Source organism: Vallitalea maricola (assembly GCF_036985595.1).
Taxonomy (GTDB): Bacteria; Bacillota; Clostridia; order Lachnospirales; family Vallitaleaceae; genus Vallitalea; species Vallitalea maricola.
This window is the reverse complement of the sequence record NZ_BTPU01000012.1, coordinates 34,046-59,808: the sequence shown is the minus strand read 5'-3', so window position 1 is coordinate 59,808 and position 25,763 is coordinate 34,046. Positions and strand designations below refer to the sequence as shown.

Here is a 25,763-nt window from a genome sequence, read left to right as displayed (position 1 = left end):
AGGGAGGTAATACATCTGGGTGCTGGTTGTCATATCCCATTTTACCCCATCCATCTAGATGAACATATGCCTTATCTATACCCATGTCTTTTAGTTTCTTGAGTTGATCAATCCTACTGTTAAATGTTGTCAGCTGTTCATTTTTATCAGGATTATCTTTATCATAAAAAATGCTGTCAGGAACTACATGCTTATAAATATTGGTATGTATTATAGGACTACCTATTAATTTCTTAACATTAGAGTTCCTAATGTTCTTTTCTTCTAAAGTAACTAGTGCACCTTTTTCGTTAATATAATTTCTATATACTTTACACAAAGTATTGTAATCACACTCATCCAAGAATCTATATACAATCTCTCTATTATAAGAGATACAACCTAGTGAAGGCTCCCAATAAGGAGTTATAATAGTATGACCTCTTCCCTGATGGTCTAAGTCATAACCTCCATCCCAAGGAGTTTCAGCTATAGCAATATAACCTTTTCCCTCTTCAATTTGTCCAAACCAAGGCATGTAGGCATCTCTTGAATAATAGCGTCCATCATCTATATGCTCAACTTTTTCCTTCCAATTGGTAGGAATTATACATCCCTGCATCATTGGCAGTACTGTATAATTATCACTGCTTGTTTTATTGAATTCAAATGGTCCAGGCCAAACTACTTTTTTAATCATACCTTTCATTTCTCTTATTGGAATAAATTCAAAATGTACATCACCATATGTGTTATCTATCCATATAAGAGTTTCAAAAGATATATCCAATTGTTGTCCTTCAATAATAAAATCAGAATAAGTTGACTTGATCCCCTCTCCTAAACCAGTTTTATATTCTGTATGGGAAATATTTTGTGCTTCCCAGAAATTGATTCTCTTATTTTCATCATTTACTTTAATCTCCATATAAGGATTATAAGATTTATCATATCTCCATTCTTTTCTCCCAATGGCTATAATTAAATCTAAATCAGTTGTTGTATACTTAATCTGAACATTATTATTTTGCAGAACCATTATATCTTTGCCCATATGTTATCCTCCTATAAATATCCATTTTTAATGTCATTATACATAAATTAATAAATAATACTATGGACAAAAATTATGTAATCAATGTATATTTATTAGATAAAAATATATTATCCTTTTACTGAACCACCTGTTATCCCAGTCATTATCTTGTTTGATAATATGATGAATAAGATAAATGTAGGTAAGAAAACAATAATTACCCCTGCAAAAAGTGAAGCATAATCTCCTGTAACACTCATACTCTGGACAATAGACTGTAATCCTATCGCTAATGTCCTCTTTTCAGCTTTACTAGCAAATATTAGAGCCCATAGATATTCATTCCATATACCTATGAAATTGAACATTGTAACTGTAATTATGCCTGGTTGTGCTAATGGAAAAATAACTTTCCAGAATGCTTTTATATGACTGCATCCATCTATCAAAGCCGCCTGTTGTATCTCATTAGGGATGGTTGTAAAAAATCCTGTTAAATAAAATATGGTAAATGGGACTGATGTAAAGATATAGATAAGAATCAATGTCAATATAGATTCTGTCATATGTAATTTACCTACAAGCATAAACATAGGTACCATAATCATAGCTCCTGGAATTCCCATTGCAGAAGCATAAGCCAATCTAACAATATTTTTACCTTTGAATACATATTTAGCCATGATGTAAGAAGCTGGGGCAGCTACAAAAATGACTCCTAAACAAGCTGTCACCGTGTATATAGCACTATTAAGGAAATATCTTCCTACATTATAGAGCTGAAATGTCTTGATATAATTTTTAAACTGTAACCCGCTATGTAATAATTTATTGGTAAATATCTCTTTTGTTGTACTTAGGGAAGCAACGAATATCCATCCGATAACTATTACGGTAAATAAAACCCATGCAACAACTATTATTCTCCCTAGAAATCTAGGAAACATATTCTTGATATTAGATACTCTGAATCTATTTGATTTTTCCTGCATAATATGCCTCCTTAATACTCATATTTTTCTTTGCTTATTACAACGTTCAAAATGACAAAAACAAGTATAACTGATGCACAGAGAGTGACACCTATTGCCGCACCCATTCCAACATTGATATGTTCAGCTACCTGCTGGGTCTTACTGCCGCCGAATATCATATTGAACATCAAGTTCGCTGGACTAAGTGTCTTTGGATCCATTCCTGAGCCACTGAAAACTCTAGACCATAAAAAAAAGTTAATTGCACCTAGACACCAAAATGTTATTGCAGTTCTTAATATATCTTTCATTAGAGGCAGCGTAATACGAAAGAATTTGGTAAAACTTCCTGCCCCTTCAAGATCAGCACATTCATAAAAATCTTTAGGTATCTTATCCATGGCAGCCATAATTATAACCATATAATAACCTACAGAACCAAAACAAAAAGCTATCATCATCGATGTGAATGCCCAATCTGGTGATGTCCAAGGTATAGATGCAAGCCTATCAAGTCCAAGGGCTCCAAAAAAACTTTTAAGGAAGCCAAATCTTGAATTGAATACATATTGAGTCCACATTACAACCAATGCAACTGGTGTTATAACATTAGGCAGATATATAGCCGCTCTAAAGAATTTCTTGGTTTTCATCTTCTGAAGTACTACTGCAAAGAAAAATGCTAAAATAAAAACTCCTAATCCGCCTATGAAAAGTATTGCCATTATATTTTTATAAGATATAACAAACAAAGGATTCTTGGTCAGGTCCATATAATTCTTGAATCCTACGAAGCTCCATTCACTTGCTGGACTTGCCAGATTCCTTACTTTGAAAAAAGACATATGAACAGTACGTATAGTTGGATATAAAAAGAATATTAGATATATCAGTACCACAGGAGCCATGAACAACACAATCATTTTTCTTTCATTTTTTTTCATATTTCCCATATTATCATTCTCCATTTTTATGTAAAGTTGGGGCTGTCGGACAGCCCCATGAAATTAGTAACCAAATTATTTATATATTATTTTGCATAAGTTTTTGCATCTTTTTTCATTTTCTCTATGAATTCTTTTGCTGTTGATTTACCAATCATAACATTAACCATCTCTGGAACTACTATAGCCTCTGCGAAATCTCCACTCAAATTAGCACCCCAGTTAATGTTTTTATCAGCTTCACTAACGATAGCTTGAGCATCTGCTATAGAGTCAGGCCATTTTGTACCAACAGTACAAGCTGTCAAACCAGCTTCAGCAAATGCTTCCTGTGTTTTTGTATCAACAAAATATTTTAATAATTCAAGTGTGGCTTCTTTATTATCGGTCTCCGCATTGGCTAAGAATGCTTGACCACCAAATGTAAGGTCTGTTATTTTACCTTTTCCATTAGGTACAGTTGGGAATGTGAATTGACCCCAGTTAAAGTCTGGACCTGTTGTTGCAGATACTTCTGCTGGTAACCATGTTCCATTGAAATACATTGTAGCTTCATCAAGTGCAACTTGCTGCTGTCCTGCAGGGTATTTGTTAGTTTCAATCTCTGGTGCAAAATATCCTTTTTTATGGAAATCTTCGAATGCTTCAATAGCTTGAACCACTAGAGGGTTATCCCAGCTTTCACCAGTATTGTCAGATACCAATTTTGCTACTTCATCATTTGTTATAGCTCTATCAAGATAATATGAGAACATCATAGAATAATATGCATCATCCACTGTAATTGGTTTGTATCCAGCTTCTTTTAGACTTGCACATGCAGCATCTAGTTCTTCCCAAGTCTTAGGTACACTTTTTATACCTGCTTTTTCAAAATGGTCTTTGTTATAGAACCATGTTACTGCATATGGTGCATATGGAACTGAGAAATGACCATTTAACTCCACCCCATCAGCTAAAGATTTATCCCATTTAACTAAGGATGGTAAAATAGTTTCTGCTAATGTTTTGGATGGGTCACTGATAGATGGTGATGAGTATAATTCATCTAGATTCAATAAGCTTTTTCCAAGAGATGTATACATTCCAACTGGGTCAGAATCAAATATATCCAGCTTTTGACCACCTTCGATAGCTGGTATAACTAAATCTCTTACACCTCTTCCCTGCCATTGAACGTCTACTTTCACATTAGGATTAGCTTTTTCAAATCGTTCTATGGCACCTTTTAATATCTTAGCTTGTGGCTCATTTTCACTCCACATTGACCAATAAACAACTTCACCGCTTAAACTATTTTCTTTTTCCTGTTCTTCTTCACCTGAATCATTTTCTTCAGTTTTTTCAACATTCTTGTCAACTGTTTTACTACTTTCTTTTGGCTTATCATTACCACAACCAACAAAAGTACCCATTACAAGTAATGTTGTTAGTAACAAAGCCATTAATTTCTTAATATTCATAAATACCGCTCTCCCTTTTTTTGTATTTAGTCAGTTGTTGATCAGTAATTCATTTCTTCTGACTGATTACATTATAATGTTTTGGGAGTTTGTTTTGTATTAACTATAGTTAGATATTCTTTGTATATTATATAAGGTATTTTGTACATAAATTAGATATTTTTTGTACTTTTTTTAGTAGTTTATGTATAACAAAAGCCACCCTAAGGTGGCATAATCAATAATTTCATTAATTTTCTTCTCTATAATTACCTGGAGTCTTTCCAGTAAATTTTTTAAAGGTCTTAGCAAAGTAAAAGTAATCATTGTACCCTATTTTATCTGCAATCTCATTAATGGTATATTCTGTTTCCTTTAACAATTCACATGCGTCAGACATTCTAAGGCTTGTCAAATATTGAGTAAAAGTCTTTTTTATCTCTTTTCTGAACATCTGGCTTAAATAGCTTGGATTGATTACAAATTTCTTGGATACACTTTGAATAGATATATCATTACAATAATTTTTGTTAACATATTGCAGTACATCCCGAAAAGTCTTATTTTTAATCTTCTCTGGTTGGTACTTGGGCTTAAGTTTCAGCTGACTATTAAGTAACTCTCTAAGATATATAATCATATCATCAGCTGATGTGAATATCCCTGTTAGCTGTTCATAGTTATAGATATATCTCTCATAATATTCTCCGTCAATCCTGTAAAACAAAGACATTATCACATTATACATACGAAATAGAAGTTTTATATTATAATCTCCTTTTTTAATTAACTGAGATATCTTATCCAGAGTCTTATTAATAGTATTTATATCTTTTTTTCCTGCACTATCTTCAAGCTTTCTAACTAGATTATCTATATCCTTATAATTTATATCTTTAGTGTTATATAAATCTCTTTTACCAGTAATGAAAAATTGGTATGCTGCCATGGTGGTATTCTCTATGTATTTATTCAAATTTTCATCTATAGATATTATTGAACTGATACCTACTGATTTTATATCTTCTGATATATCTAAGGTGCTTAATATATAATCTCTTTTGTCAACAGGAATGATATATACGTATTTATTAGGTCCTAATCTGAAATCAACATGACTTATGCTCGTAGAAAATTCCAGTTCGTTTTTTCCAATGGACACTAATATTATTACTTTATTATCAGCGTATGAATCTATTATTTTATTGTCTTTTAATAACTTAATAAGGCTTTCTCTATTATCTTCTGATGTTGTATCCAACAGTGAATAATCATTAGTGATAGTAGTCACTTTTAGTTTTGCTAGTTTTGCTTTAACTTTTTTCAATATATTTATTATTTCATCATCGTCAAAGGGTTTCAGACAATATCCCATGGCTCCATAGAGCATAGCCTTCTGAGCATAAGCGAATTCTGCATATCCACTTACTACAATGAATTGGGTTTTTCCTGATATACGTTTACCTCGTTTTATTAATTCAAGACCATTGATCTCCGGCATTCTTATATCAGTGAAAACAAGGTCTGGTTTTTGCTTATTAATGAACTCTAGTGCATCTTTCCCCGAAGTTGCTTCTCCAATTACACTGTAACCATATTCCTGCCAATCAATACTAGCTTTTAGACTTTTAATTACTAACCTTTCATCATCAACAATTAATATTCTGTACACTATTTCACCTTCCCTGGTAGTTTGTAAGTAACCTTTGTCCCTTTGTCATCTTCACTGTCTATAGTTAAGCCATAACCTTTTCCATATCTTAGTCTTATACGGTTATTAACATTACTAAGTCCTATACTTCTTGTATTCTCCCACAATGTAGAACTATCATCATTATCTAATTGTTTTCGGATATTGGCTAATGATACATCATCCATACCCTTTCCATTATCTTCTACTACAATTATCAGATTATCTTCTGAGTCTATTTTTGCATCTATTGTCAACTCTCCTTTATCTCTCAACGGCTCCAATCCATAAAATATAGAATTTTCTACAATAGGCTGCAATATCATTTTCGGCACATTACACAGTAAGGCTTCATCACTAATATTATATGTAACACTAAACCTGTTCTCAAAACGTATGAGTTGTATGTAAATATAAGATTTTACAACTTTTACTTCTTCCTCTAATAAAACCGTGTCCAATCCCTTAGCACTATACTTAAAAACTTTCCCCAACGCTTTTGTCATATTTATTATCTCTGGTACTTCATTATCTGCCGCAATACCCTTAATGGACTCTAGAGTGTTATATAGGAAATGAGGATTAATCTGACTTCTTAGGTATGCTAATTCTGCCTGTTTAGTCTCAATCTCTGCTTCATATAGTTTGGAACTAGTATTCAGTAACCTGTGAGTCAGGCTATTTACCTCTTCCATCATGGAATTGAATTCATAGGAAACAGATACCATTTCACTATAACCACCCAATTCGATTTTAGATTTTAGTCCTTTCATATTACCTGAATTAATCTTAGCTGTGAATATCTTGAATTTCCTAAGAGGTCTTATAATATTTCTTATGGTAATGGAAAAAGGTATTGCCAAAATCAAGAATGCAATGATTATTATCATTATCTGTCTATTCTTAATCACTGAAATATCATACAAAAGTTCATTTTTTGGTATTCTACTTACGATTTTGCCATTAATATAAGGCAGTTTTGCCATCCCTATTATACATCTTTCATCATTAACTTTATCAAGAAAAGCTTCTTCATCCAGATTCAGTTCTTCAACATTCTCATCTACCCTATTATCATTACTCAAAAATATTTTTCCGTTACGGTCGATTAGATATAGATTGGTATTAGTCTGCTTGGATAATATTTTTTCTGTATTACCAACAATGCTATTTACATCCAAAAATAAATATATGGTCCCGATATTTTCATTATATCTTCTATTAGGATCTATAGAAAAAACATTTGTAGCTACTACAAAACATTTTTTTAAGTCCTTCTTATCATTATATTCTTCCATACCGCTATAATAAATAGAAACTCTGTCTTTTAATATAAAATCTCTGTCGGCACTGATATTAGAGCCTTCTTTTTTATAATATATACTCCCATCAGAACTTTTGATAGCTATATCAATTATGCCTTCCTTCAAGTTCATCATATTATTTACATATTTATCAACTTCTTTGAATATCTCATATTTATCATCTAATTTTTCCTCTAATAGATAGTCTTGAACTATCTTATTAAAGGCAATATTCTTGACTATGTGGTTGACTAAATCGCAATTATTATCTACTTTTTTCTCAATCTGGTATATCAATTCCTTTGCATATTCATCATTTTTTTCTGTGAAAACATCATTTATCTGAGTATACACTGATAAGATAATAAGAAATATAATCAACATTGTAGTAATTGCAATAATGAATAGTTGAACTTTTATTGAGACCTTTTCTAGGAATTTCATGATTTATCCATCCTTACTGTTATCTTAAAAATATACATAAAGAATACCATAAAATAACAGTATATGAAAACTTTTTATTTTTTTCGCCAATGCTTTTTTATTAAGTTTTTTAGTAGATTTTAATTAAACAATAATTGACTAAGTACTTTTTCTGTGATATATTCACAATAGAGTGATTCTTTATTTATTCAAAAAATATAATTCTTTTTATATCATAAAATTTATTTCCTGGGGGTCTTAGTCTAATGCATTTTTTAAAACAATCAATTGCTGTTGTTCTAACATTTATAATTATATCCACTGTACTAACAGGTTGTGCTCAAAGCAAAGAAACTGATATAGAAAAAGATGTCCCAGAAAAAATGCCTAATACATATGAAGAAAAGTTAGAGATTTCAATTTCCTTCTGGGATATTGAAAATTCTTTTAGAAAAGGTATGGACGATGCTCTATTAAAAGAAGTAGAAGAAAAATTTAATGTAACCTTTAAGGTCATACCAACCTCTTGGTCTGATTGGAGTGAAAAGTATATTACCTATGCTGCATCTGGTGAATTACCTGATGTCTTTGCTCATGATATAATCGGTAATTCTATATATCATAATTGGATTAAGGAAGGACTTATAAGGTCAATACCAGAAGATCTTAGCGAATACCCTAACGTTCAAAAAATATTTAATCAAGCAGATGCAAAAAAAACAAAGTATGTCGATGGTAATTATTATATGATTCCAAGACAAACATATAAGTCAGTTAATAGATGGGCACTTGATAGAGTAATCATGGTTAGAAAAGATTGGATGGAGAATCTAGGTATAAGTGACCCACAGAATTTTGAGGAATTCAAAGCAATGCTAAAAGCATTTGTTGAAGACGATCCAGACAATAACGGTAAAGATGATACTATAGGTCTAGTAATTAATAATATGAACTTTGCGGCACTTCTTTTTCTAGGCAGTTACCCAGAATTAAGTAATGTTCCAAGATGCTGGGTCAAAGAAGATTCAAAATGGATGCCTGCCTATGCTAATAGAAAAGCAATAGATGCCATTGGACAGTTAAAAGAGCTTTACCAAGAAGGATTACTTTACAAGAATTTTGCTATAGCTAATACAGAAGACGCAAAAAATAAATTTGCTGAAGGTAAAGCCGGTGTATTCTTCTGTGGTAATTCATACAATTATATTCCTGACATCTGGGATAGATATAACCCTGACCTAAACTTTCTGGATACTGTGAAATACTTACATATGTGGCCTGCATCTGATGGTAATATCTATAAATACACAGAAGCTACATGGTGGTCAGAAAGCTATTTCAGTTCTAAATGCAGTGATGAGAAAATGGAAAGGATATTAGCTATCTATGATTGGATGCTGTCTGAAGAAGGTACATTAACCTGTAGATTAGGAATAAAAGGTAAGGATTGGGACGAAAAAGACGGAGAAATAGTAATAACGCGTCCTAAAGATAAGAATGGTAATTATATTAATATGCTTGAATATTACCCATCTTCTGACGTTCTGTCCAATATGGCAGCATGGCAACAGGATATAATGTATGAAAAAAATGTACTAAACTATTCTATATGCAGTGAAGATGTTGTAGATATGTCAATCAGAGAAATGAAATGGCATGATAATAACACAAAAATAATCAATTATAACTATGATATCGTTTTTATGTCTACCCCTGCTAAAGATAGATTATCTAGAGTTAATATAAATGATGAATTTGTTAAGATTATCTTAAGTGAAAAAAGTGTTGAGGAAGCTTATAATGATATGATTGATAGATTAAATGAAAATGGACTGCAAGAAGCTATAAATGAAGTTACAGCCAAGGCAGCCCAATTAGGTTATTGATTATTAATATTGTTGTTATCACTCTTCCACTGTTGAACAAGAGTATCTGGTTTTTTTCTAAACATTTTATTAAGTTCTTCTGAATAACCAACGATACACTTTTGCCCCTCTTGTGAAAAATACTCAATTAGATCATTAATGTTTCTTTTATTCATTGATGTAATCTGATATTTTGCTTTATTAGAAGATATAAATGTAATATTTGATTTTTCTATTATTCTATAATATCTAGTTACTCCTCTATATACCCACATTAACTCGTTAATAGGCATAACAAAGAATGTACAAGGACTATTAGCTACAATGTAATTCTGTGTTACAGTAACAGCACCTTTTCTTAATGCGGTAGGAGCTTTCATCTCTGTATCAACTTTTTCGCAGAACATCTGGAAATCACTACCGTGCTGTTTTTTCAACTTTCTCATGCTCTTAGTATTCTTACATAATATATATATGCACACGCAAATTAGTATGAATAAGAAAAATAATATTATTATTTTTGATGTAAGTGCACCAAATGGTGTTTCCCAAGATAAGAAATCTTCATACATAAGTTCATCCAATTCTTCTGGAGAAATGGCATCTTCTAGTAATTCTTCTAGTGTATCACGTAAGTTATTAGTGATTTTTGAAAGTGTACCCCTGAGTATATATGTTGAGCTGGTTTCATTAACCAATCTATGATATTCATCATTTCTTATAGACACAACAAGCATTTTTTCATTAATATTAATTCCGATATAATAAGTTTCTGAAATCTTAGAACCATTACGTTCAGTTGTAACACTACCTAGATCAATATAATCACTTATTTCCATCTCAATATAATCATTGTTAGCCATTGCGTTTTCAAAGTCTTCGATGCTATTTATAACAGTTGGATTATTTGTATTATTTTCATATGAAGTCAAACACTTATAAACTATTAAACCCCCACCGATTAATAATATTGCTAAAATTAATAGACTTATACACTTCTTTTTCTTGTACTTCTTCATAAACTCTGGTGTTTCCATTAATATTTCCTCCTATTTTTGTGTAATTAACACTCCATAGGATGTTAGCATATAGGGTATTATTTTGTCAATTAGACTAATTAATTATATTAATATGTAGAATAAGACCTATATTTAAAATATCCTACTTATTTACTTGTATATAGTAATCTAATAGATTATAGATCCACTCATGTAATTCTGGAAAATCATATCCTAAATCATTTGCATGTTTCGTATCAAGATTAAAGGATTCCACACCATTATATGGTCCTTCTGCACCTGTCATTGAATATATAGCTTTTTTACTTGTTCTCTTTTCTACATAATGTATTATTTCGTCTAATGTAATAGTACCTGTATTATTGCCATTTATAGGACCAGTGAAATCCTGCTCTACTATCCATGCGATAAACTGTCCTCCTTCTGTAGATTTTATAAATGGTATTTGTTCATCTAGGCAATCAATATGCATAGGATTCTCTTCTAAAATGTTCTTAACGTAGAAATATAATCGTTCAGTATAATCATCTTCTCCCACTACGTAAGGAAATCTGACTGCAACAGCTTCAAAATGAGAGTATTCCTGAAATAGTGCACATTCTGCTTGTCTTTTAATCTCAGGATAAGGATAATCCATACGTGAGCACCATTTGAGTTCATAAGTATGAGGGTTGAATTCACTTTCTGCAATACCCATATGCAATTTATCATAGACTGAAGCCGTTGATGTCATAACATATCTTCCACATTTTATATTATCCAAAAGATATTTAACATCATTGGAACAATAAGCAAGGTTATCACAAACAACATCATAATATTTATCACCAAGTACATTGGCTAAACTATCTGGACTTGTACGCTCAATAATGATTCTATTGACTTTTTCACCAAAACTATCTTTTGTTAATCCTCTTGTAGCTATTGTTACATCATGTCCATTTTCTACTAATGCATTAACTAGATGTACTCCAAAAAAACGTGTTCCACCTAATACTAGTACTTTCATTAAATTCCTCCTGTCTGAGCAGCTATTTTTATATTATTACTAATGTACCAAATCTTTAGGGTAACTTTTATGTTCCATAAACCCATATTCAAGCATTAATTCATCAGTTAAATATTTGACTCCTTTACAATGTAGGTCACCGACACCTTCACTGATTAATTCATAAGTTTCAGAAGTATAAAAATAATCCATACTTTCATCTAAATCTTTTCCAGTTTTTTTTGAAAACTCAATGATTATTTTTTTGTATAAAGCTTGTAATAATGTTTTGTTCGCTTCCATAACTACACTTCCTCACTATTTTTATAGACTAAATACTTATTAATAATATCTTGATTTATTATACAGATTTGATGATTAGGCTTATAAAATTGTAATCTATTAAGAGTTTCTGTTTTATCTATTAATTTATCTTTGTAAAGTTCTATAGTATTATATACTCTATCATCAGCTATTCCACCTATAATCATATCGTATTCCAAATAACAAGTACTTCTGCCTCTACACTGTAGTATAAAATCTAACCATTCATTATCATATTTTAAAAATTCTTTTACCATATACTTTTGTTTTATTTTATCAATAGATAATGAATATATATTCAGAATTCCTTTTTTACCTCTTCTTTTAAATTTAGTAGTCCAATTTACTGCTTGCTCTTTAATACCTGTCACATAAAATCCTTTACCAAAATCTAAAGCTTCTCTAGAAAAAGATATATTAGGGTTTTGCACTAGACAATAAGAACCATGATATACTATCATTTTAATATTCCCCTCTCATTAAGTACTTCAATCAAATCTTCTACTATATAATGTTTACTTTGAGAATGCAGAGGTTCATAACAAGGTATAATATAATTTTTAATAATATTTGAATCCTTGTTTAATAATTTATAAACAACTTTTGGACTTATTCCTAATTGTTCAGCTAAGCTTTCAATACAGAAGATTGTAAATTCTAATGTTTTTTTATCCATAAACTCACCTCATAAAATATAGTATAGTTTAATTATACTATACTATTAATATACTTCAAATTAAAATCATCTAACCAATAATTAAAATAACTTTTTCTATATATTTTAGTTATTAATATTAAATAAATCTGTTGATATAATTCTAGCACTTGAATACTATTTCTACAATAGGATAGTTATTATCTCCACATATGTAAATCATTTATGTATATATGTAAAGATAATCCAAATATTAGCAAAATATTAATAGAATACAAAGAGATGGTGAGATACAATTTTAATAAGGTTATATTTTTTTGAAGGATGGTGTTTAGAATTGAATAAAGTAATAGGAATAGATACAGGGGGAACATTTACTGATGCTGTCATTTACGATTATGACAGTATGAAGATTCTTGCTTCATGTAAAACCCCTACTACAGTAGAAAATCTGAGAATATGTATTAATAACGTATTAGACAAATTACCTGAAGAACATATGAGTGATATCAGCACAGTATCTCTGTCAACTACGCTAGTAACTAATGCTTGTATTGAAGGCAAAGGCACAAGAGGGAAATTAATATTAATTGGGTCTAAACCAGAAGAAATATCAAAATATGGACATGACTATGGTCTTCCATCTGTAGATGATATATTATTTGTTGATGGAGAGGTTGATGCTCAGGGGAATATAATATCTACACCTGACTGGGACAAGTTCAAAGAAGATATAGTAAAAGAACAAAACATGGTTAGTGGGTATGCAGTTGTACAAGTTTTTGGAGTTATCAATCCTGTTTTTGAATTAGAAGCTAAGAAACTCATAAAAGAGATTAACAACAAATCAGTAATATGTGGACATGAACTATCTTCAAAACTTAATTACATGAGAAGAGCGGTAAGTAGCTTACTTAATTGTAGGATAGTTCCAATATTCAATAATTTTTTAGATGCAATAAAAGATAATTTGATGAAAAGAAATATTAATGTACGTATAGTCATAGTACGAGGCGATGGCTCTATCATGACTGAAGAATATGCAAGAGAAAAACCAGTGGATACTCTACTATCAGGACCTGCCGCTAGTGTATCAGGTGCTTTAAAACTTAGTAATCTCAATGATGGTATTGTACTTGATATGGGTGGAACTACTAGTGACCTTGCCATAGTAGAAAACAGTCAAGTCATTATGGAAGAAACAGGTGCTAATATCAACGGATATAAAACATCCACACCATCAATAGATATGAGTACAATCGGTTTAGGTGGAGACAGCGAAATTATAATTGATAAAAATGAAAATATTCTTGTTGGTTCTAGGCGAGTTCAACCTATATGCAGCCTAGCTAGCAAATATCCACAGATTAAAACCTGTCTAGAAGAATTAGTTAAAAATAAAACTACCCATACAAGACCTTTAGGAGTATTTTGCTATCTTATAAAAGACAAAGACGAAATTCCATATGAATGTCTAACCCATAATGAAAAGAATATAGTAAAAGCATTAAGTTATGGTCCTGTAGATATATCTACTCTATGTGAAATTTGTGATATATCCATATATAATCTAAGACTAGATGGACTGATCAATAACAGTATCATAATGAAAAGTTCTCTTACTCCAACAGATATAATGCATGTTAATGGAGAATTCGACCAATGGGATGTAGAAGCCGCAACCCTTGCAGTTAAACAGTTTGCATTACAATATGGTTTTGAAGTCAATCAATTATGTAAAAAAATCTATGATACAGTATGTGAAAACATTTATCTAATGATTGCTGATAAACTCATTGACTATGAAAATATCGTCCATTCAACAAATCATGCTAATAAAAAAGCTAAGAATGAAGATATAATTACATACGCAACTCAGCAAAAACTTCTAAGACACGCTTTCACAGGTCAAGGAAAATACTGTAATATAGATTTCAGAACAGACCTACCTCTAATCGGGATAGGTGCTCCATCTAAAATATTTTTACCAAGAGTTGCAGAAAGATTAGGTACCAAATGCATTATTCCCAAATATGCTCATGTAGCTAATGCAATGGGAGCAGCAGCCGGTGAAATATCCGTATGTGTTGATATTATAATAAATCCTGTATATGAAAATAATATGCTACTATACTATAATGTCATTGTACCTGGAAATATACTACGATATGATGAATACGAAGATGCAGAAAAAGCTGCTATGAAAAAAACATATGAATATACTGAAAAAACAGCTATTGGACGAGGAGCTATTAATCCTGTAATTGAAGTGACCAAACATGAAAAAAGAGCTAAAATCTCCACTGATAATATAGAGTCTTCCACTCCAGTAAAAGAAAACTTCCTTATTTCTGTTATATTCACTGGTAAAACCAAATGTAATCTATCAAATATCAGAGCTTTATAAATAATAGCTATACCTATTATTCAAATATAATTAAAGCGGCAGATAACATATTTTATTACTATGTCATTCGCCGCTTTTATTAGCTTTTAACTATTTATTTTTTTAGTATAATACTATTAATTCTAATCTATACTGTATCTCCTCTTTTGATATTTCTACCAATAAAATATTTGTATATAGATAATCCTGCTATACTGATTAATGGAGTTAAAATAAAATTAATTACATTAATAATTAATCTTGTTACTAAAAATGCTGTCTTGCTTAATTCCATACCCAACCAACCAGGTAATGAAATAAATAGTGTTATAGGTATGATTCCAGTGAGCATTGCAACTATAAAATATTTTATCATGATAACTTTATCCATCATATAGAATTCTTTGCTTCTTGAAACTAATCCACTATCTTTTTCTATAACAAGAATGTATTTCGCTAAACAGAATCTAATTAATATATAAATATACACACCTATAAGAACTATACCAAGAATCCAAGCAAAAAATGGTGATCGTAAAATAATCTGTATGAAAGAATATGCTATCAGAGCTCCTAACATTAAACCACCAATTATAAGATATCCAAGAATAAATCTAGGAAGTTTCTTGATTGAATTAGCAATGACTTCTTTTTTATTGTAATCCTCTGCTTCATAAACCTTATTTATTATTGTAACAATAATAATTGTTAATATAGCTGTTACCAGCATTTCAATAATGGTAAACAAAGCATCCGATAGAGCTGGTACTGTATCTTTCTTCGGATAAACACTATATTGTTTGTATGTACTATACACATTGAATAAAATCATAATGAATTGAATCACATATAGTTCTACCCCACATTTACTGATTATATGCTTTATATCACTCTTAATGTCTTTAAACGTTAATACTTTCATTTATCTATCCTTTCCTTATTAATTTACACCATCCTGTTTATTATATCCTATTTAATTATAGCAAATTCAATTACATAAATCAAATATGTTTATCACTCATTTCATTAGTATAATAGTACTAATATTACAAATTACGCATAAATAAAACTCTTTAATTGCTATTTATATCAAACAACAATCAAAGAGTTAAATATATTATCATTCTAATTATCTTTAATATTTACATCCAAACTATCATCAACAATCTTAACTTCTGATTCATTCATTTGTTTTTGTATCAGCTCTTCATATTTTTCATCATTATATCTAGTCCATATTATATCTTTCTTATCTTCAAAAGAATAATAACTCCCCTCTTTTTTACTGATACATTTGATAACATAAAAAGCCCCATTATAGTCTATAACCTCACTTATCTCATTGACTTTCAATCTAGAAATTGGATTATATATACTATATTCAATTTTTATATCATTCCTTGCTGTAGTTTCATCAAACACTCTATCTATGACATCCATTTTATAACCCTTTTCCTCTATGGTATCCTTAAAATCCATTTGATTATCAAAAATATTGTCATGAGTATCAATTAACTCTTTTATATCTGAAGCTGTCAATTTTTTATCTCGTCTATCAAGTGATGATATTTTTATTAATCTAGCTTCTATATAATCTTGTTTCTTATAATCTGGATATAGCTCTTTACTATTATCATAGTATAGCTTTAGTTTTTCATCTTCAATCGCAAATTCATCTTCTGCAAATATTTCTTTTAACAGCAATACTCTTTTACTGTGCAAATAACTATAATAATCATCTTCTTGAAATTGCTTAGGTCCATAGATGATTTCACCTTTATCTACAGCTTTTTTTCGTCTTTCATTCTCTTTGATGAAGCTTTTGATAAAAGTTTTATAAGAGATATCTTCCACTATGTTCTTCTCTCTGAATAATAGTTGCTCAATCTTTATTCTTATCATATAATCCAAATCTTGTTGAGAAGAAAAACATTGCTTGAATTCTCTTAGAGATATAGGTTCATCATTTATATAAGCTACAGTTTTATCTCCATCATCATCCACTTTATCTTTAGCAATTATAACGATATATAATACTAGAAAAGTCATGATGATAGTAATAATAATGGTTAGCTTCTTTACATTAATATTTCTTTTTTTCTTTTTCATACTTATTCACTCATTACCTGAAAATCGTCTCCATACCCTGCGCCTATTCCTGTATCTGGTCTATACATGTATATTATTGCGCTAGTATTGAATCTTCCAGTAGTAAATTGTACCGTTCCCTGAGTATAGGATGTAGAATTTATAGAAACGCTAACAGAGTCACCTCCATATTCCTTGACTCCAAGCCTAAAATCATCTCCTTGATTCTCTACTTTCAACCATCCTGTAAGAGTGTAAGTTTTTTGTGGCTCAACATTAATAACCTGCTCCCATGAACCGTATTTATTCACCTTTCCACAATAACTACCTGTTCGTTGATTACTGCTGGAAATAGATGAATTCCAATCATTCCAAGAATCTCCGTTTCCAGTTTCAAGTCCTTCATTTTTAACAAGATTAACAACAGGTTGTTGTTGATCCATTATCACTGCCATATCATCAACATATCCTGCTCCATATCCTGTATTAGGTCTATGTGCATATATTATAGCTGTACTAGCAGATGGTCCTGTAGTGAACTGGATACTACCTTGTGAATATGATGTTGAATCAACTGTTGTATGAATTTCATTTCCACCATAATCTTTAACACCTAACCAAAATTCATCGCCTTGATTCTCTACTGCCATCCAGCCTGTTAAAGTATATGTTTTATTAGGTTGTACATTAACAACTTGTTCCCATGAACCATATTTATTCACTTTTCCACAATAATCACCAGTACGCTGATTACTATTGGAGACTGATGAATTCCAAGAATAGAAAGGTGAACCTTGTCCAGTTTCAAAACCTTCATTTATAACCCTGTTAATATATTCAGGAGCTGTAATATCTCCTACTGGATATTCAAAAGCTCCAATATCAGATTTATCATAATATAATTCATTTCCCCAGTAATCCTTACCTCCACTATATAAAATAGGAGTACCTGAATTGATTAGACTTGAATTAGGATTTAGTTTGTATCCATCTACTGTATCTATACCTAATCCACCACTTCCAGCATTGATGAATTGTGGATCATCTGTATTCTTGTTAGGGTCATTTGGATGGTTATTAAAACCATAATAATTATTGTGGCTATATGTAACATTGGAAGGCCAAGTTACTGATTTTGAAGTACCAAGATTGTAAAAAATATTATTGGACACCTTCATATCACCTGAACCAGTATATCTCCATGGAGTAGTACTTAACCCCTGTCCTATATAAAATACGTTATTATAGATATGTCCAGATGATTTGCCTGAAGTAGATAAAATACCTGCTCTGTCATTTTGACTTATATTATACCTTACAACAGAATCATTAGATTCGTCTTGGCACATCAACATGAATCCGCCTTCATTATCATGACTGTAATTATACTGATATACGGTTCTATTGCTGTAGTCACAGTCATAAGCTTGACCATCACCATTATACTTAGTACCATATACCTCATTATATTGGAATAAAGCATCATCACATCGCCATGGCCATATTCCTGCACTATATTGTCCAGCATTAGCTGATGTTGTATTACAACCATTAGCTACATTATATTCAATAATAGGATAATCGCAGAACATAAGAACTATAGCATCTCCACCTGCTGCTTCTACATAATTGTTTCTAATGACTACGTTTTCAGAAGAATAGTCTTCCACTATATGATGAGGATATCTGCCCCCATAACCATCATATAAGGAAGCCCCTGAAGTAAAACCAACAGAAATACCTGTTCTATTAACATTTTTAACTGAGCAATCTTCTATCAATACATCATTGAACTTAGTTTTTATGGAGTTTCCTGTTATAACAAAAAATATTCCACCATTGCCTGTATCTTTTTTAACACTATCACCATTAACATTATGAACATCTAGATTTTTTAGATAGATATGATTTGCTACACCATAGTCATTAGCCTCTACCTTCACTCCTGTTCTACCAGTTAATTCAGACGTACCTTGATTAGTTATCTCTAGGTTATTGATTTCCCAGTATTGTTCATTATATAGATATAACGTAATCAACACCTGACCCTGTCCATTAATTATTGGTTTATCTCCACTTCCATACATATCAATAATTATTGGATTACCTTCTGTACCTGAACCCCTAGGTTTCAACTGACCATTCCATACACCACCAGCTTTTAACAATATCTTATCCCCTGGTGAAAATACCATAGAATTAATTTTCTCCAGAGACTTCCAAGAAGTATTAGTACTCATCCCATTATTGGTATCATTTCCGTTAACAGAATCAATATAATATGTTGTTCCACTTGCTTGTACCGATAATGGGCGAACCATCATCATACTTAAAATTAAACTAACAGCTAGAATAAAATGAAATGTTTTAGATACCTTTTTCCTCATACAATACAATTCCTTTCATGTAATATTTAAAGAATATATAAGCTTAGTCGAATTATAAGTCATTATCCCCAATTATAGCATTAATATATATTCTTTTAACCATATTATCATAAAATTCCCAAAATAAGTATGGACGATTATTATAATTTTATATATAATTCTTAGATTTTAAAGGTATAATTATTAGTATATAAAAAATGCTAAAAGAAATTTGAAACTTTTTGGAATGTTTAATAGTCTAATTAGTGAAATTGAAATTTCAATTACATGTACAAGGACGTGAAGATATGACCTTTGGTCTTAAAAAGAAAAATTACGTCAAAGAGAGAGAGGATAATTTTCTATCTTTGATAAATCAAAATCAAGATAAATTATATAAAATTGCATATAGCTATGTAAAAAATAAAGAGGATGCTTTAGATATCGTACAAGAATCAGTTTACAAAGCTTATATCTCATATCATAAAATAAAAAAAGTGCAATATGAAAAAACCTGGTTAACGAGGATTTTAATCAACACTTCTATTGACTTTATTAATAAAAACAGGAAAATAGTATCAATAGATATGAGTTACATTGAAAATATGAGTGATTCTAGTAATGAAAATCTACATGCAAAGCTTATTGTCAGAGAAGCTCTGGATAAACTTACTGAAAAACAAAAGACCATTATCATTCTAAGGTTTTTTGAGGATATGAAGCTTGAGGAAATCGCAAATATTTTAGAGTTACCAACAAGTACTGTAAAGACAATACTCTATAGAACTCTAAAAGAAATGAAAATTGATTTGAAGGAGTAGAAAATATGAATAAAAACAGCTTGTTTGAATTAAAAAAAGATTATGATGGAATCCAAATTCCTACAGAACTTAACGATAATATACAGGCGGGTATAGAAAGAGGGCGTTCACAAATGAATAAAAATAATAAGAATACTAAAAATACACTACTTAAAATATGTGCTAGTTTTGCCGTTGCTCTGACATTGGTTACAGCAGGAATCAATATGTCATCATCCTTTGCAAAATTTTTACAGGATATACCTTATGTTGGAAATCTTGTAAAAGTTCTTCAATTCAATAATGGCAAATCAGGCGGAGGTTCAATAACAGATGGAACCGATATAAGCGATATAGATTCCTTTGAAAAAGATGGATATGAAAATATTATTATAAACTTCTCACAAGATGATGGATTACAAGAAAATGTAGGAGCTTATAAAGTGAGTTATAATGAAAATCCATATACAATGACATTTGAAATAGGAGGTGCTAGAGCTTTCTCTGCTGAAGAAAACTTCGAAAAACTGCTAGAAAATAAGTATGTGAAAGATGTATATAAAATTATTACTTTAGACGATTCTATGATTCGATTTGTTATTGAATTTAATGGTCCTGTTGAGTACAAGGTTGAGGAAAGAAAATCTCCAGCAAGTATAATTGTTGGATTAAAAGAAGATAAGGATTATCAAGAAAAGAAAACATACTCATTAAGAACTCAATCATATGAATATGGTGCAGCTTTAGGTTCCTTGGAAGAAGGCTTTATAGGTGATTATGAACCAAGAATCCTTAAAGATGAAAATGGATTATTCTTTGTAGAAATTAGCTCTTTTGCAACCAAGGAAGAAGCTGAAAAACAATTAGCTGAGTTAGCCAAATCAATAAATACAGAACTATTAGTTGAAGAAAGAACTGGTATAGAAAATCCACAAAGTATTGTACCAGAAATAACTGATAATAATGAAACTACCACTAACCCTGAATCAGACACTAATGCTTCTAATGAATCAGCATCATATTCAGTATCTATTACAGAAGATGGTAATCAGTACTATGGAAAAGTAGAAATTCTCAGCGATGGACTTAGTATCTATAATGATGAAGATAAAGAAACAGTAAAATTTGACTATAAAAATATACAGCTAACAAAATCATCAGGAGAAAATTCTTTTGTTTTGGAGATTAAGTCAGATGATAAAAATATAATGATTACTGGAGTATATTCTGATTTCTTTGAGGAGCTAGGAAAGTATATTGTAGTTGAGTAATAATACTATTTTAAAAACCCATTATTCTAGGAATGATGGGTTTTTAAATTTGTGTATTTAATTAATTTTATTTTCCAATTACTATCCTTATAATAGAATATCATATTTCTTTTTGCTCCATTATAACCAATAATACCTGCTGAAATTAATATGGCGACCAGCTGACTGGCAGATTGGGCAAATTTAGTATCAGCATTAATCTTGTCGTAGATAAAGCTACCAAAACCCTCTTTTTCAGTACCATTTTTCATTTTATCAACACTATTAGCTAATGGTAATTCTTGTTTATTTTTAAGAAAATCTATAATATTATCCAGATCATTATCTGAGAAAATTGAAATGTGCTTAGAACCTTTTGAAAATACCCTGTAGATTGTTAATCCTTCATCTTCACAATACTTCCATTTGAATTTTTTAGCTTTTCCTCCTAGAGTTTCACATTCAAAAAAAGTCATTTTTATATCTTACCTCCTTAATTCCCTTATAAAGGGAGCTTTGACCTCTGTAGAAACAATATCTCTATACGTTTCAGGCTTTCTGAATGCATTTCCCCAAGTTTCTCTATTTCTATAGTCTCTTAGATTATCAAGATCATACTCAGCCATGAATATTCCTTCACTTTCATCTGCTTCTACTAATTTCATATCCCTAGAATTACCTTTGTTATCAAATCCCATTCCATCAAATGCTATCGAATGACCGAAGTCTTCACCTGCATAATTGCATACTGCTATACCTACCATGTTTTCATAAGCCCTAGTCCTAATCTGGGACATTCTGTTAATTTCTAATCCGCAAGCGTTAGGTACTAAGATTATTTCTGCTCCTTTTAACATTAATACACGTGCACTCTCTGGAAATTCTCTATCATAACATATCATATCACCTATTTTTACATTACCTTTTGCTGTATCTAATTCAATAACTTTGAATTCATCACCAGAAGTACAATGATATTCTAAAGAAAAATCACATGTATGTACTTTCGCATATGTCATAACAATATTACCATTGCGATCAATTATTGATAAAGTATTTCTAGGATTTCCATTATTATAAGTTTCTAGATATGTTATACCGATTGCCATATTAAGCTCTTTTGCTAAATATTGAAAATGTTTTATATTATCACTATCCGTTGAAATACTTTGGTGTTTCCATTTTTCCAGTAGTTCTGGATATTTAGGTTTTCGTGGGTCGTAACTATAATCCCATACTTCATGATGATATGGAGTATATCCTATATTCCACATCTCTGGTAATAATGCGATATCAGCACCTAACTTAGCTGCTTTGCGACAATAGGCATCAGCTTTTATATGATTAGCTAATTGATCATTTTTGTTTGGTTCTAGTTGTAGTAGTGCTATTTTTAGATTCATGAGTTACCTCCTTATAATCCCTCAATTGGGGAATCTATTTCTGTTATATTTACTTGTTCTTTTAATCCTTGCTTAATAATATAAAACTCATCTTCACCTACAAACTTTATACTATCATTATCTATTCTTAAAGCACCATCTTCGGGTATTGCATATACTTTGTCTATTTTATGCTCTTTAATTATTTGGTACAAATTTTCATCATGCTCGTTAGTATAATGCACATCAACATTAATGCCATTAGTTAAATTTATCCCATCTACAACTATATTTTCAGGATAATCTTGATCTTTTGTGAGAATACATTTTTTGCATATTGATAAAGCTCCTGCGCTAATACCTATTATTATTCCTTCATATTCTAATAAACAATTTTCTAATTTTTTATCTGATATAAATTTTAATTGAGTAATTGGGTCACCACCCATTAAAAATATAATATTACTTTTAATTATTTTATCTTGTGCTGAGATAACATCATCTTCTTGATTAATCATACTAACATTATCAAAATTGATTCCTATATCACTAAACCACGATAAATTGACTTTTTTATATTTCTCGCACTTACTTCTATCTTGTGGAGATGTTGGTATAAAAGTAATGCTATTTTTATTTTTTAAAACTGATTTAAATTCATTCTGTAAATCCTCTTTAAATCCAAAGCCTCCACCTAGTAAATATATCATATTATTCCACCTCTACTAGCTTTTTTTACTATCAACTACTTAAATTTTTAATAATTATGTATTAGTTTACCGAATATATTATAACATAATTCTAATAATTATATTAAATAAATTCCTTTTGGCAACTAGATAAATTATGAATATATATGAATCCGCCTAAAAACACAAATAAATACATTTTTAGAATAATGCAAATTATATTTTTATATGTTAAATAGTAAAAATAATTATATAAAATGCTAAATATTATAAATTTTTAATATACATTTATGCTGTAATGTGTTATAATCATTTATATTTGTAATATATTTATATAATATTATTACAAATTTTGAAATACAAAAGAAAGGAGAATAGTATAATGAAAAAAAGAAAATTACTCGTATCATTATGTTGTTTTTTACTCTTTACTATGGCATTAATTCAACCAATTTCAGCATCATCTGAGTTATGGAATTTTAAATTTAATCTTGTAAGTAAAAATCCTTTTCCTAATCCTGTATCAAGAAATTCTGTTGTAAAAGCAAGAATGAATCTCTGTGTAGTCGATAAGGATTTCAATTTTCATCCAGCTACAATTAGATCAAAAGTTTACAATCTTAGTGGTCAACTAGTATATACCAAAACAGAAGTTCATGATTCTTCACCACAATTTGATATGGTTGTATTTGATACTTCAAACGTTGCACCAGGTATATACTTTATCCAAGTCCGGGCGGAAACTAGCTTTGGAAGTAATTCAAGTTGGCAACAATTAAACAAATGTAGTGTATATTAGCCAAATAAAATTATTTATTCTTTACATATAAATAATTGCTGTAAACCAAAAGGTTATTAGGTTATAAATATTCATTTAACCCAATAACCTTTCTCCTTTTCAATTCTCTTAATATGTTTAATCTGTAATTGCTTTTTCCATTTCAGTATATTGATAAACACCAACTGCCCACTTCCCCAAACTGGTAGTTATTTTACGTGCATCCTGAAATCCTAATCTCTTATATAACTTATGAGCTCTATGATTATCTTCAATTACTGCTAGACCTACTTTATGTATATCCTTCATGGACTTAGCTGTATTAAATGCTTTTTCTATTAATATGCTACCAATCCCAAGACCTCTAGCTTTTTCTGATACTGCTATATGTTCTATATAAATCTCGCCTTTTTTAGGATCATGATTCATCATAATTATTTTAGCCATAGTTTTTATAATTGGTATAAATCCATACTTCTTTACTAACTGAGAAAACTTAAGCTGTCTACTCTTTTGTTTTCTTTGTCCCACCCATCTAAGAAGCATCAATCCTATAATATCACCATCAACCTCAGCAATAAAATGACCTTCCTTATATTCGGTTCCTAAGATTCCAAAATCTCTTAAAAAGTCAATTTTGTGTTCGTCAGGTAAATCTATTAAATTTTTCACTTTACTATAAAACCCATCTAGAAATATTTCTGAAATATTACTTTCATCTTCAGTTTCAAAATTTCTTATTTTCAACTCATTAAGATTATACATATCCAACTCCTAGCAATATACTTATATGAATTAATGATTCTATGTCTTAATCCATATTATACTATATTCTGGTATTTATAAGTTATTATTTATTTTACTAAATAATTATTTTTATTAATCCTCATTACAATATGTTCTTATAATCATCAGTATATATCAAAGTATAATTTCTATATGGAAGTTGTCTTTTTCTAGTATTACTAGTATAATTATTGTAGTAAAAACAGTTAAGGAGAAACATGATGAACATTCAAATATTCGGAAGCAAAAAATGTTTTGATACTAAAAAAGCTGAAAGATATTTTAAAGAGCGTCGTATCAAATTCCAAAAAATTGATTTATTCCAAAAAGGTCTCAGTCCAGGTGAACTAAAATCAATTGCACAGAGCGTTAGCATTGAAAACCTTATTAATAAAGAATCTCCTAATTATAAAGAAAGCGTTCTAGCGTATACTCAAGACCGTGATACCATGCAAGAAATTCTTTTAGAGAATCCACAATTACTAAAAACACCTATTGTTAGAAACGGTAAAAAAGCAAGTGTTGGTTATGAACCTGATGTTTGGAAATCTTGGGAGTAAAAAACTAATTTAGCTCCCTCTTTTCTTCTCCTAAA

General features: G+C 30.2%; 24 protein-coding genes. 6 read left to right on the top strand and 18 right to left on the bottom strand.

Annotated features, from left to right (window positions below; all coding sequences use genetic code 11):
• From AACQ14_RS04710 to AACQ14_RS04685, 6 genes are all read right to left on the bottom strand, one after another.
• A partial coding sequence (locus AACQ14_RS04710; RefSeq protein WP_339362421.1) for a DUF5696 domain-containing protein occupies positions 1-1,033 on the bottom strand: 1,033 nt, incomplete at its 3' end.
• A 110-nt stretch (positions 1,034-1,143) separates the two neighbouring features.
• Positions 1,144-2,007 (bottom strand): carbohydrate ABC transporter permease, encoded by an 864-nt coding sequence (locus tag AACQ14_RS04705; RefSeq protein WP_339362420.1) that lies wholly within the window; start codon positions 2,005-2,007, stop codon positions 1,144-1,146.
• A gap of 11 nt (positions 2,008-2,018) precedes the next feature.
• Positions 2,019-2,942, bottom strand: a complete 924-nt coding sequence (locus tag AACQ14_RS04700; RefSeq protein ID WP_339362419.1) for a carbohydrate ABC transporter permease — start codon at positions 2,940-2,942, stop codon at positions 2,019-2,021.
• A gap of 77 nt (positions 2,943-3,019) precedes the next feature.
• Positions 3,020-4,396: an ABC transporter substrate-binding protein gene (locus AACQ14_RS04695; RefSeq protein ID WP_339362418.1), complete on the bottom strand. Its 1,377-nt coding sequence runs from the start codon at positions 4,394-4,396 to the stop codon at positions 3,020-3,022.
• A 229-nt stretch (positions 4,397-4,625) separates the two neighbouring features.
• On the bottom strand, positions 4,626-6,047 hold the full coding sequence (locus tag AACQ14_RS04690) for a response regulator transcription factor (protein WP_339362417.1): 1,422 nt from the start codon (positions 6,045-6,047) through the stop codon (positions 4,626-4,628).
• Positions 6,047-7,813 (bottom strand): sensor histidine kinase, encoded by a 1,767-nt coding sequence (locus AACQ14_RS04685; protein ID WP_339362416.1) that lies wholly within the window; start codon positions 7,811-7,813, stop codon positions 6,047-6,049. The genes AACQ14_RS04690 and AACQ14_RS04685 overlap by 1 nt, the downstream gene beginning before the upstream one ends.
• A 245-nt stretch (positions 7,814-8,058) precedes the next feature.
• On the opposite strand from AACQ14_RS04685, the gene AACQ14_RS04680 reads away from it, so the two are divergent.
• On the top strand, positions 8,059-9,678 hold the full coding sequence (locus AACQ14_RS04680) for an extracellular solute-binding protein (protein WP_339362415.1): 1,620 nt from the start codon (positions 8,059-8,061) through the stop codon (positions 9,676-9,678).
• On the opposite strand, the gene AACQ14_RS04675 is transcribed toward AACQ14_RS04680, so the two are convergent.
• From AACQ14_RS04675 to AACQ14_RS04655, 5 genes are all read right to left on the bottom strand, one after another.
• The gene (locus tag AACQ14_RS04675) at positions 9,672-10,694 is read right to left on the bottom strand and encodes a DUF6709 family protein (RefSeq protein ID WP_339362414.1); all 1,023 of its coding nucleotides are present in this window, start codon (positions 10,692-10,694) and stop codon (positions 9,672-9,674) included. The genes AACQ14_RS04680 and AACQ14_RS04675 overlap by 7 nt on opposite strands.
• Positions 10,695-10,818: 124 nt before the next feature.
• Positions 10,819-11,685, bottom strand: coding sequence for an NAD-dependent epimerase/dehydratase family protein (locus AACQ14_RS04670; protein WP_339362413.1), 867 nt, complete (start codon positions 11,683-11,685; stop codon positions 10,819-10,821).
• 39 nt (positions 11,686-11,724) lie between these two features.
• The gene (locus AACQ14_RS04665; protein WP_339362412.1) at positions 11,725-11,967 is read right to left on the bottom strand and encodes a hypothetical protein; all 243 of its coding nucleotides are present in this window, start codon (positions 11,965-11,967) and stop codon (positions 11,725-11,727) included.
• 2 nt (positions 11,968-11,969) lie between these two features.
• Complete coding sequence (locus AACQ14_RS04660; RefSeq protein ID WP_339362411.1) at positions 11,970-12,449, bottom strand: DUF3990 domain-containing protein; 480 nt, start codon at positions 12,447-12,449, stop codon at positions 11,970-11,972.
• Complete coding sequence (locus AACQ14_RS04655) at positions 12,446-12,664, bottom strand: DUF3791 domain-containing protein (protein ID WP_212692032.1); 219 nt, start codon at positions 12,662-12,664, stop codon at positions 12,446-12,448. Before AACQ14_RS04655 ends, AACQ14_RS04660 begins: the two co-directional genes overlap by 4 nt.
• A 316-nt stretch (positions 12,665-12,980) precedes the next feature.
• Here AACQ14_RS04655 and AACQ14_RS04650 point away from each other — a divergent pair, with 316 nt between their 5' ends.
• Positions 12,981-15,050: a hydantoinase/oxoprolinase family protein gene (locus AACQ14_RS04650; protein WP_339362410.1), complete on the top strand. Its 2,070-nt coding sequence runs from the start codon at positions 12,981-12,983 to the stop codon at positions 15,048-15,050.
• Between the two features lie 127 nt (positions 15,051-15,177).
• On the opposite strand, the gene AACQ14_RS04645 is transcribed toward AACQ14_RS04650, so the two are convergent.
• The 3 genes from AACQ14_RS04645 to AACQ14_RS04635 all read right to left on the bottom strand — a co-directional run bounded on the left by AACQ14_RS04645 (position 15,178) and on the right by AACQ14_RS04635 (position 19,504).
• On the bottom strand, positions 15,178-15,951 hold the full coding sequence (locus tag AACQ14_RS04645) for a hypothetical protein (RefSeq protein ID WP_339362409.1): 774 nt from the start codon (positions 15,949-15,951) through the stop codon (positions 15,178-15,180).
• Positions 15,952-16,154: 203 nt separating this feature from the next.
• On the bottom strand, positions 16,155-17,138 hold the full coding sequence (locus AACQ14_RS04640; protein ID WP_339362408.1) for a foldase protein PrsA: 984 nt from the start codon (positions 17,136-17,138) through the stop codon (positions 16,155-16,157).
• Between the two features lie 2 nt (positions 17,139-17,140).
• A complete protein-coding gene (locus AACQ14_RS04635) occupies positions 17,141-19,504 on the bottom strand; it encodes a hypothetical protein (RefSeq protein ID WP_339362407.1) in 2,364 nt (787 codons plus the stop codon).
• Between the two features lie 251 nt (positions 19,505-19,755).
• Between AACQ14_RS04635 and AACQ14_RS04630 the strand changes: the two genes are divergently transcribed.
• Together AACQ14_RS04630 and AACQ14_RS04625 are read left to right on the top strand one after the other, a co-directional pair.
• Positions 19,756-20,304 carry a sigma-70 family RNA polymerase sigma factor gene (locus AACQ14_RS04630; RefSeq protein ID WP_339362406.1) on the top strand — a complete coding sequence of 183 codons (549 nt, stop codon included), beginning with the start codon at positions 19,756-19,758 and terminating at the stop codon, positions 20,302-20,304.
• Between the two features lie 5 nt (positions 20,305-20,309).
• A complete protein-coding gene (locus tag AACQ14_RS04625) occupies positions 20,310-21,554 on the top strand; it encodes a hypothetical protein (RefSeq protein WP_339362405.1) in 1,245 nt (414 codons plus the stop codon).
• 26 nt (positions 21,555-21,580) lie between these two features.
• On the opposite strand, the gene AACQ14_RS04620 is transcribed toward AACQ14_RS04625, so the two are convergent.
• Genes AACQ14_RS04620 through AACQ14_RS04610 form a run of 3 tightly spaced genes read right to left on the bottom strand, consistent with a single transcriptional unit; the run spans position 21,581 to position 23,625 of the window.
• The gene (locus tag AACQ14_RS04620; protein WP_339362404.1) at positions 21,581-22,009 is read right to left on the bottom strand and encodes a hypothetical protein; all 429 of its coding nucleotides are present in this window, start codon (positions 22,007-22,009) and stop codon (positions 21,581-21,583) included.
• 9 nt (positions 22,010-22,018) lie between these two features.
• On the bottom strand, positions 22,019-22,936 hold the full coding sequence (locus AACQ14_RS04615) for a carbon-nitrogen hydrolase family protein (RefSeq protein WP_339362403.1): 918 nt from the start codon (positions 22,934-22,936) through the stop codon (positions 22,019-22,021).
• Positions 22,937-22,947: 11 nt separating this feature from the next.
• On the bottom strand, positions 22,948-23,625 hold the full coding sequence (locus tag AACQ14_RS04610) for a Type 1 glutamine amidotransferase-like domain-containing protein (RefSeq protein WP_339362402.1): 678 nt from the start codon (positions 23,623-23,625) through the stop codon (positions 22,948-22,950).
• A 412-nt stretch (positions 23,626-24,037) separates the two neighbouring features.
• On the opposite strand from AACQ14_RS04610, the gene AACQ14_RS04605 reads away from it, so the two are divergent.
• On the top strand, positions 24,038-24,403 hold the full coding sequence (locus tag AACQ14_RS04605) for a T9SS type A sorting domain-containing protein (RefSeq protein ID WP_339362401.1): 366 nt from the start codon (positions 24,038-24,040) through the stop codon (positions 24,401-24,403).
• A gap of 117 nt (positions 24,404-24,520) precedes the next feature.
• Here AACQ14_RS04605 and AACQ14_RS04600 read toward each other — a convergent pair whose 3' ends face one another.
• Complete coding sequence (locus AACQ14_RS04600; protein WP_339362400.1) at positions 24,521-25,147, bottom strand: GNAT family N-acetyltransferase; 627 nt, start codon at positions 25,145-25,147, stop codon at positions 24,521-24,523.
• A 242-nt stretch (positions 25,148-25,389) separates the two neighbouring features.
• Here AACQ14_RS04600 and AACQ14_RS04595 point away from each other — a divergent pair, with 242 nt between their 5' ends.
• A complete protein-coding gene (locus AACQ14_RS04595; protein ID WP_339362399.1) occupies positions 25,390-25,728 on the top strand; it encodes an arsenate reductase family protein in 339 nt (112 codons plus the stop codon).
• Positions 25,729-25,763: the final 35 nt, after the last annotated feature.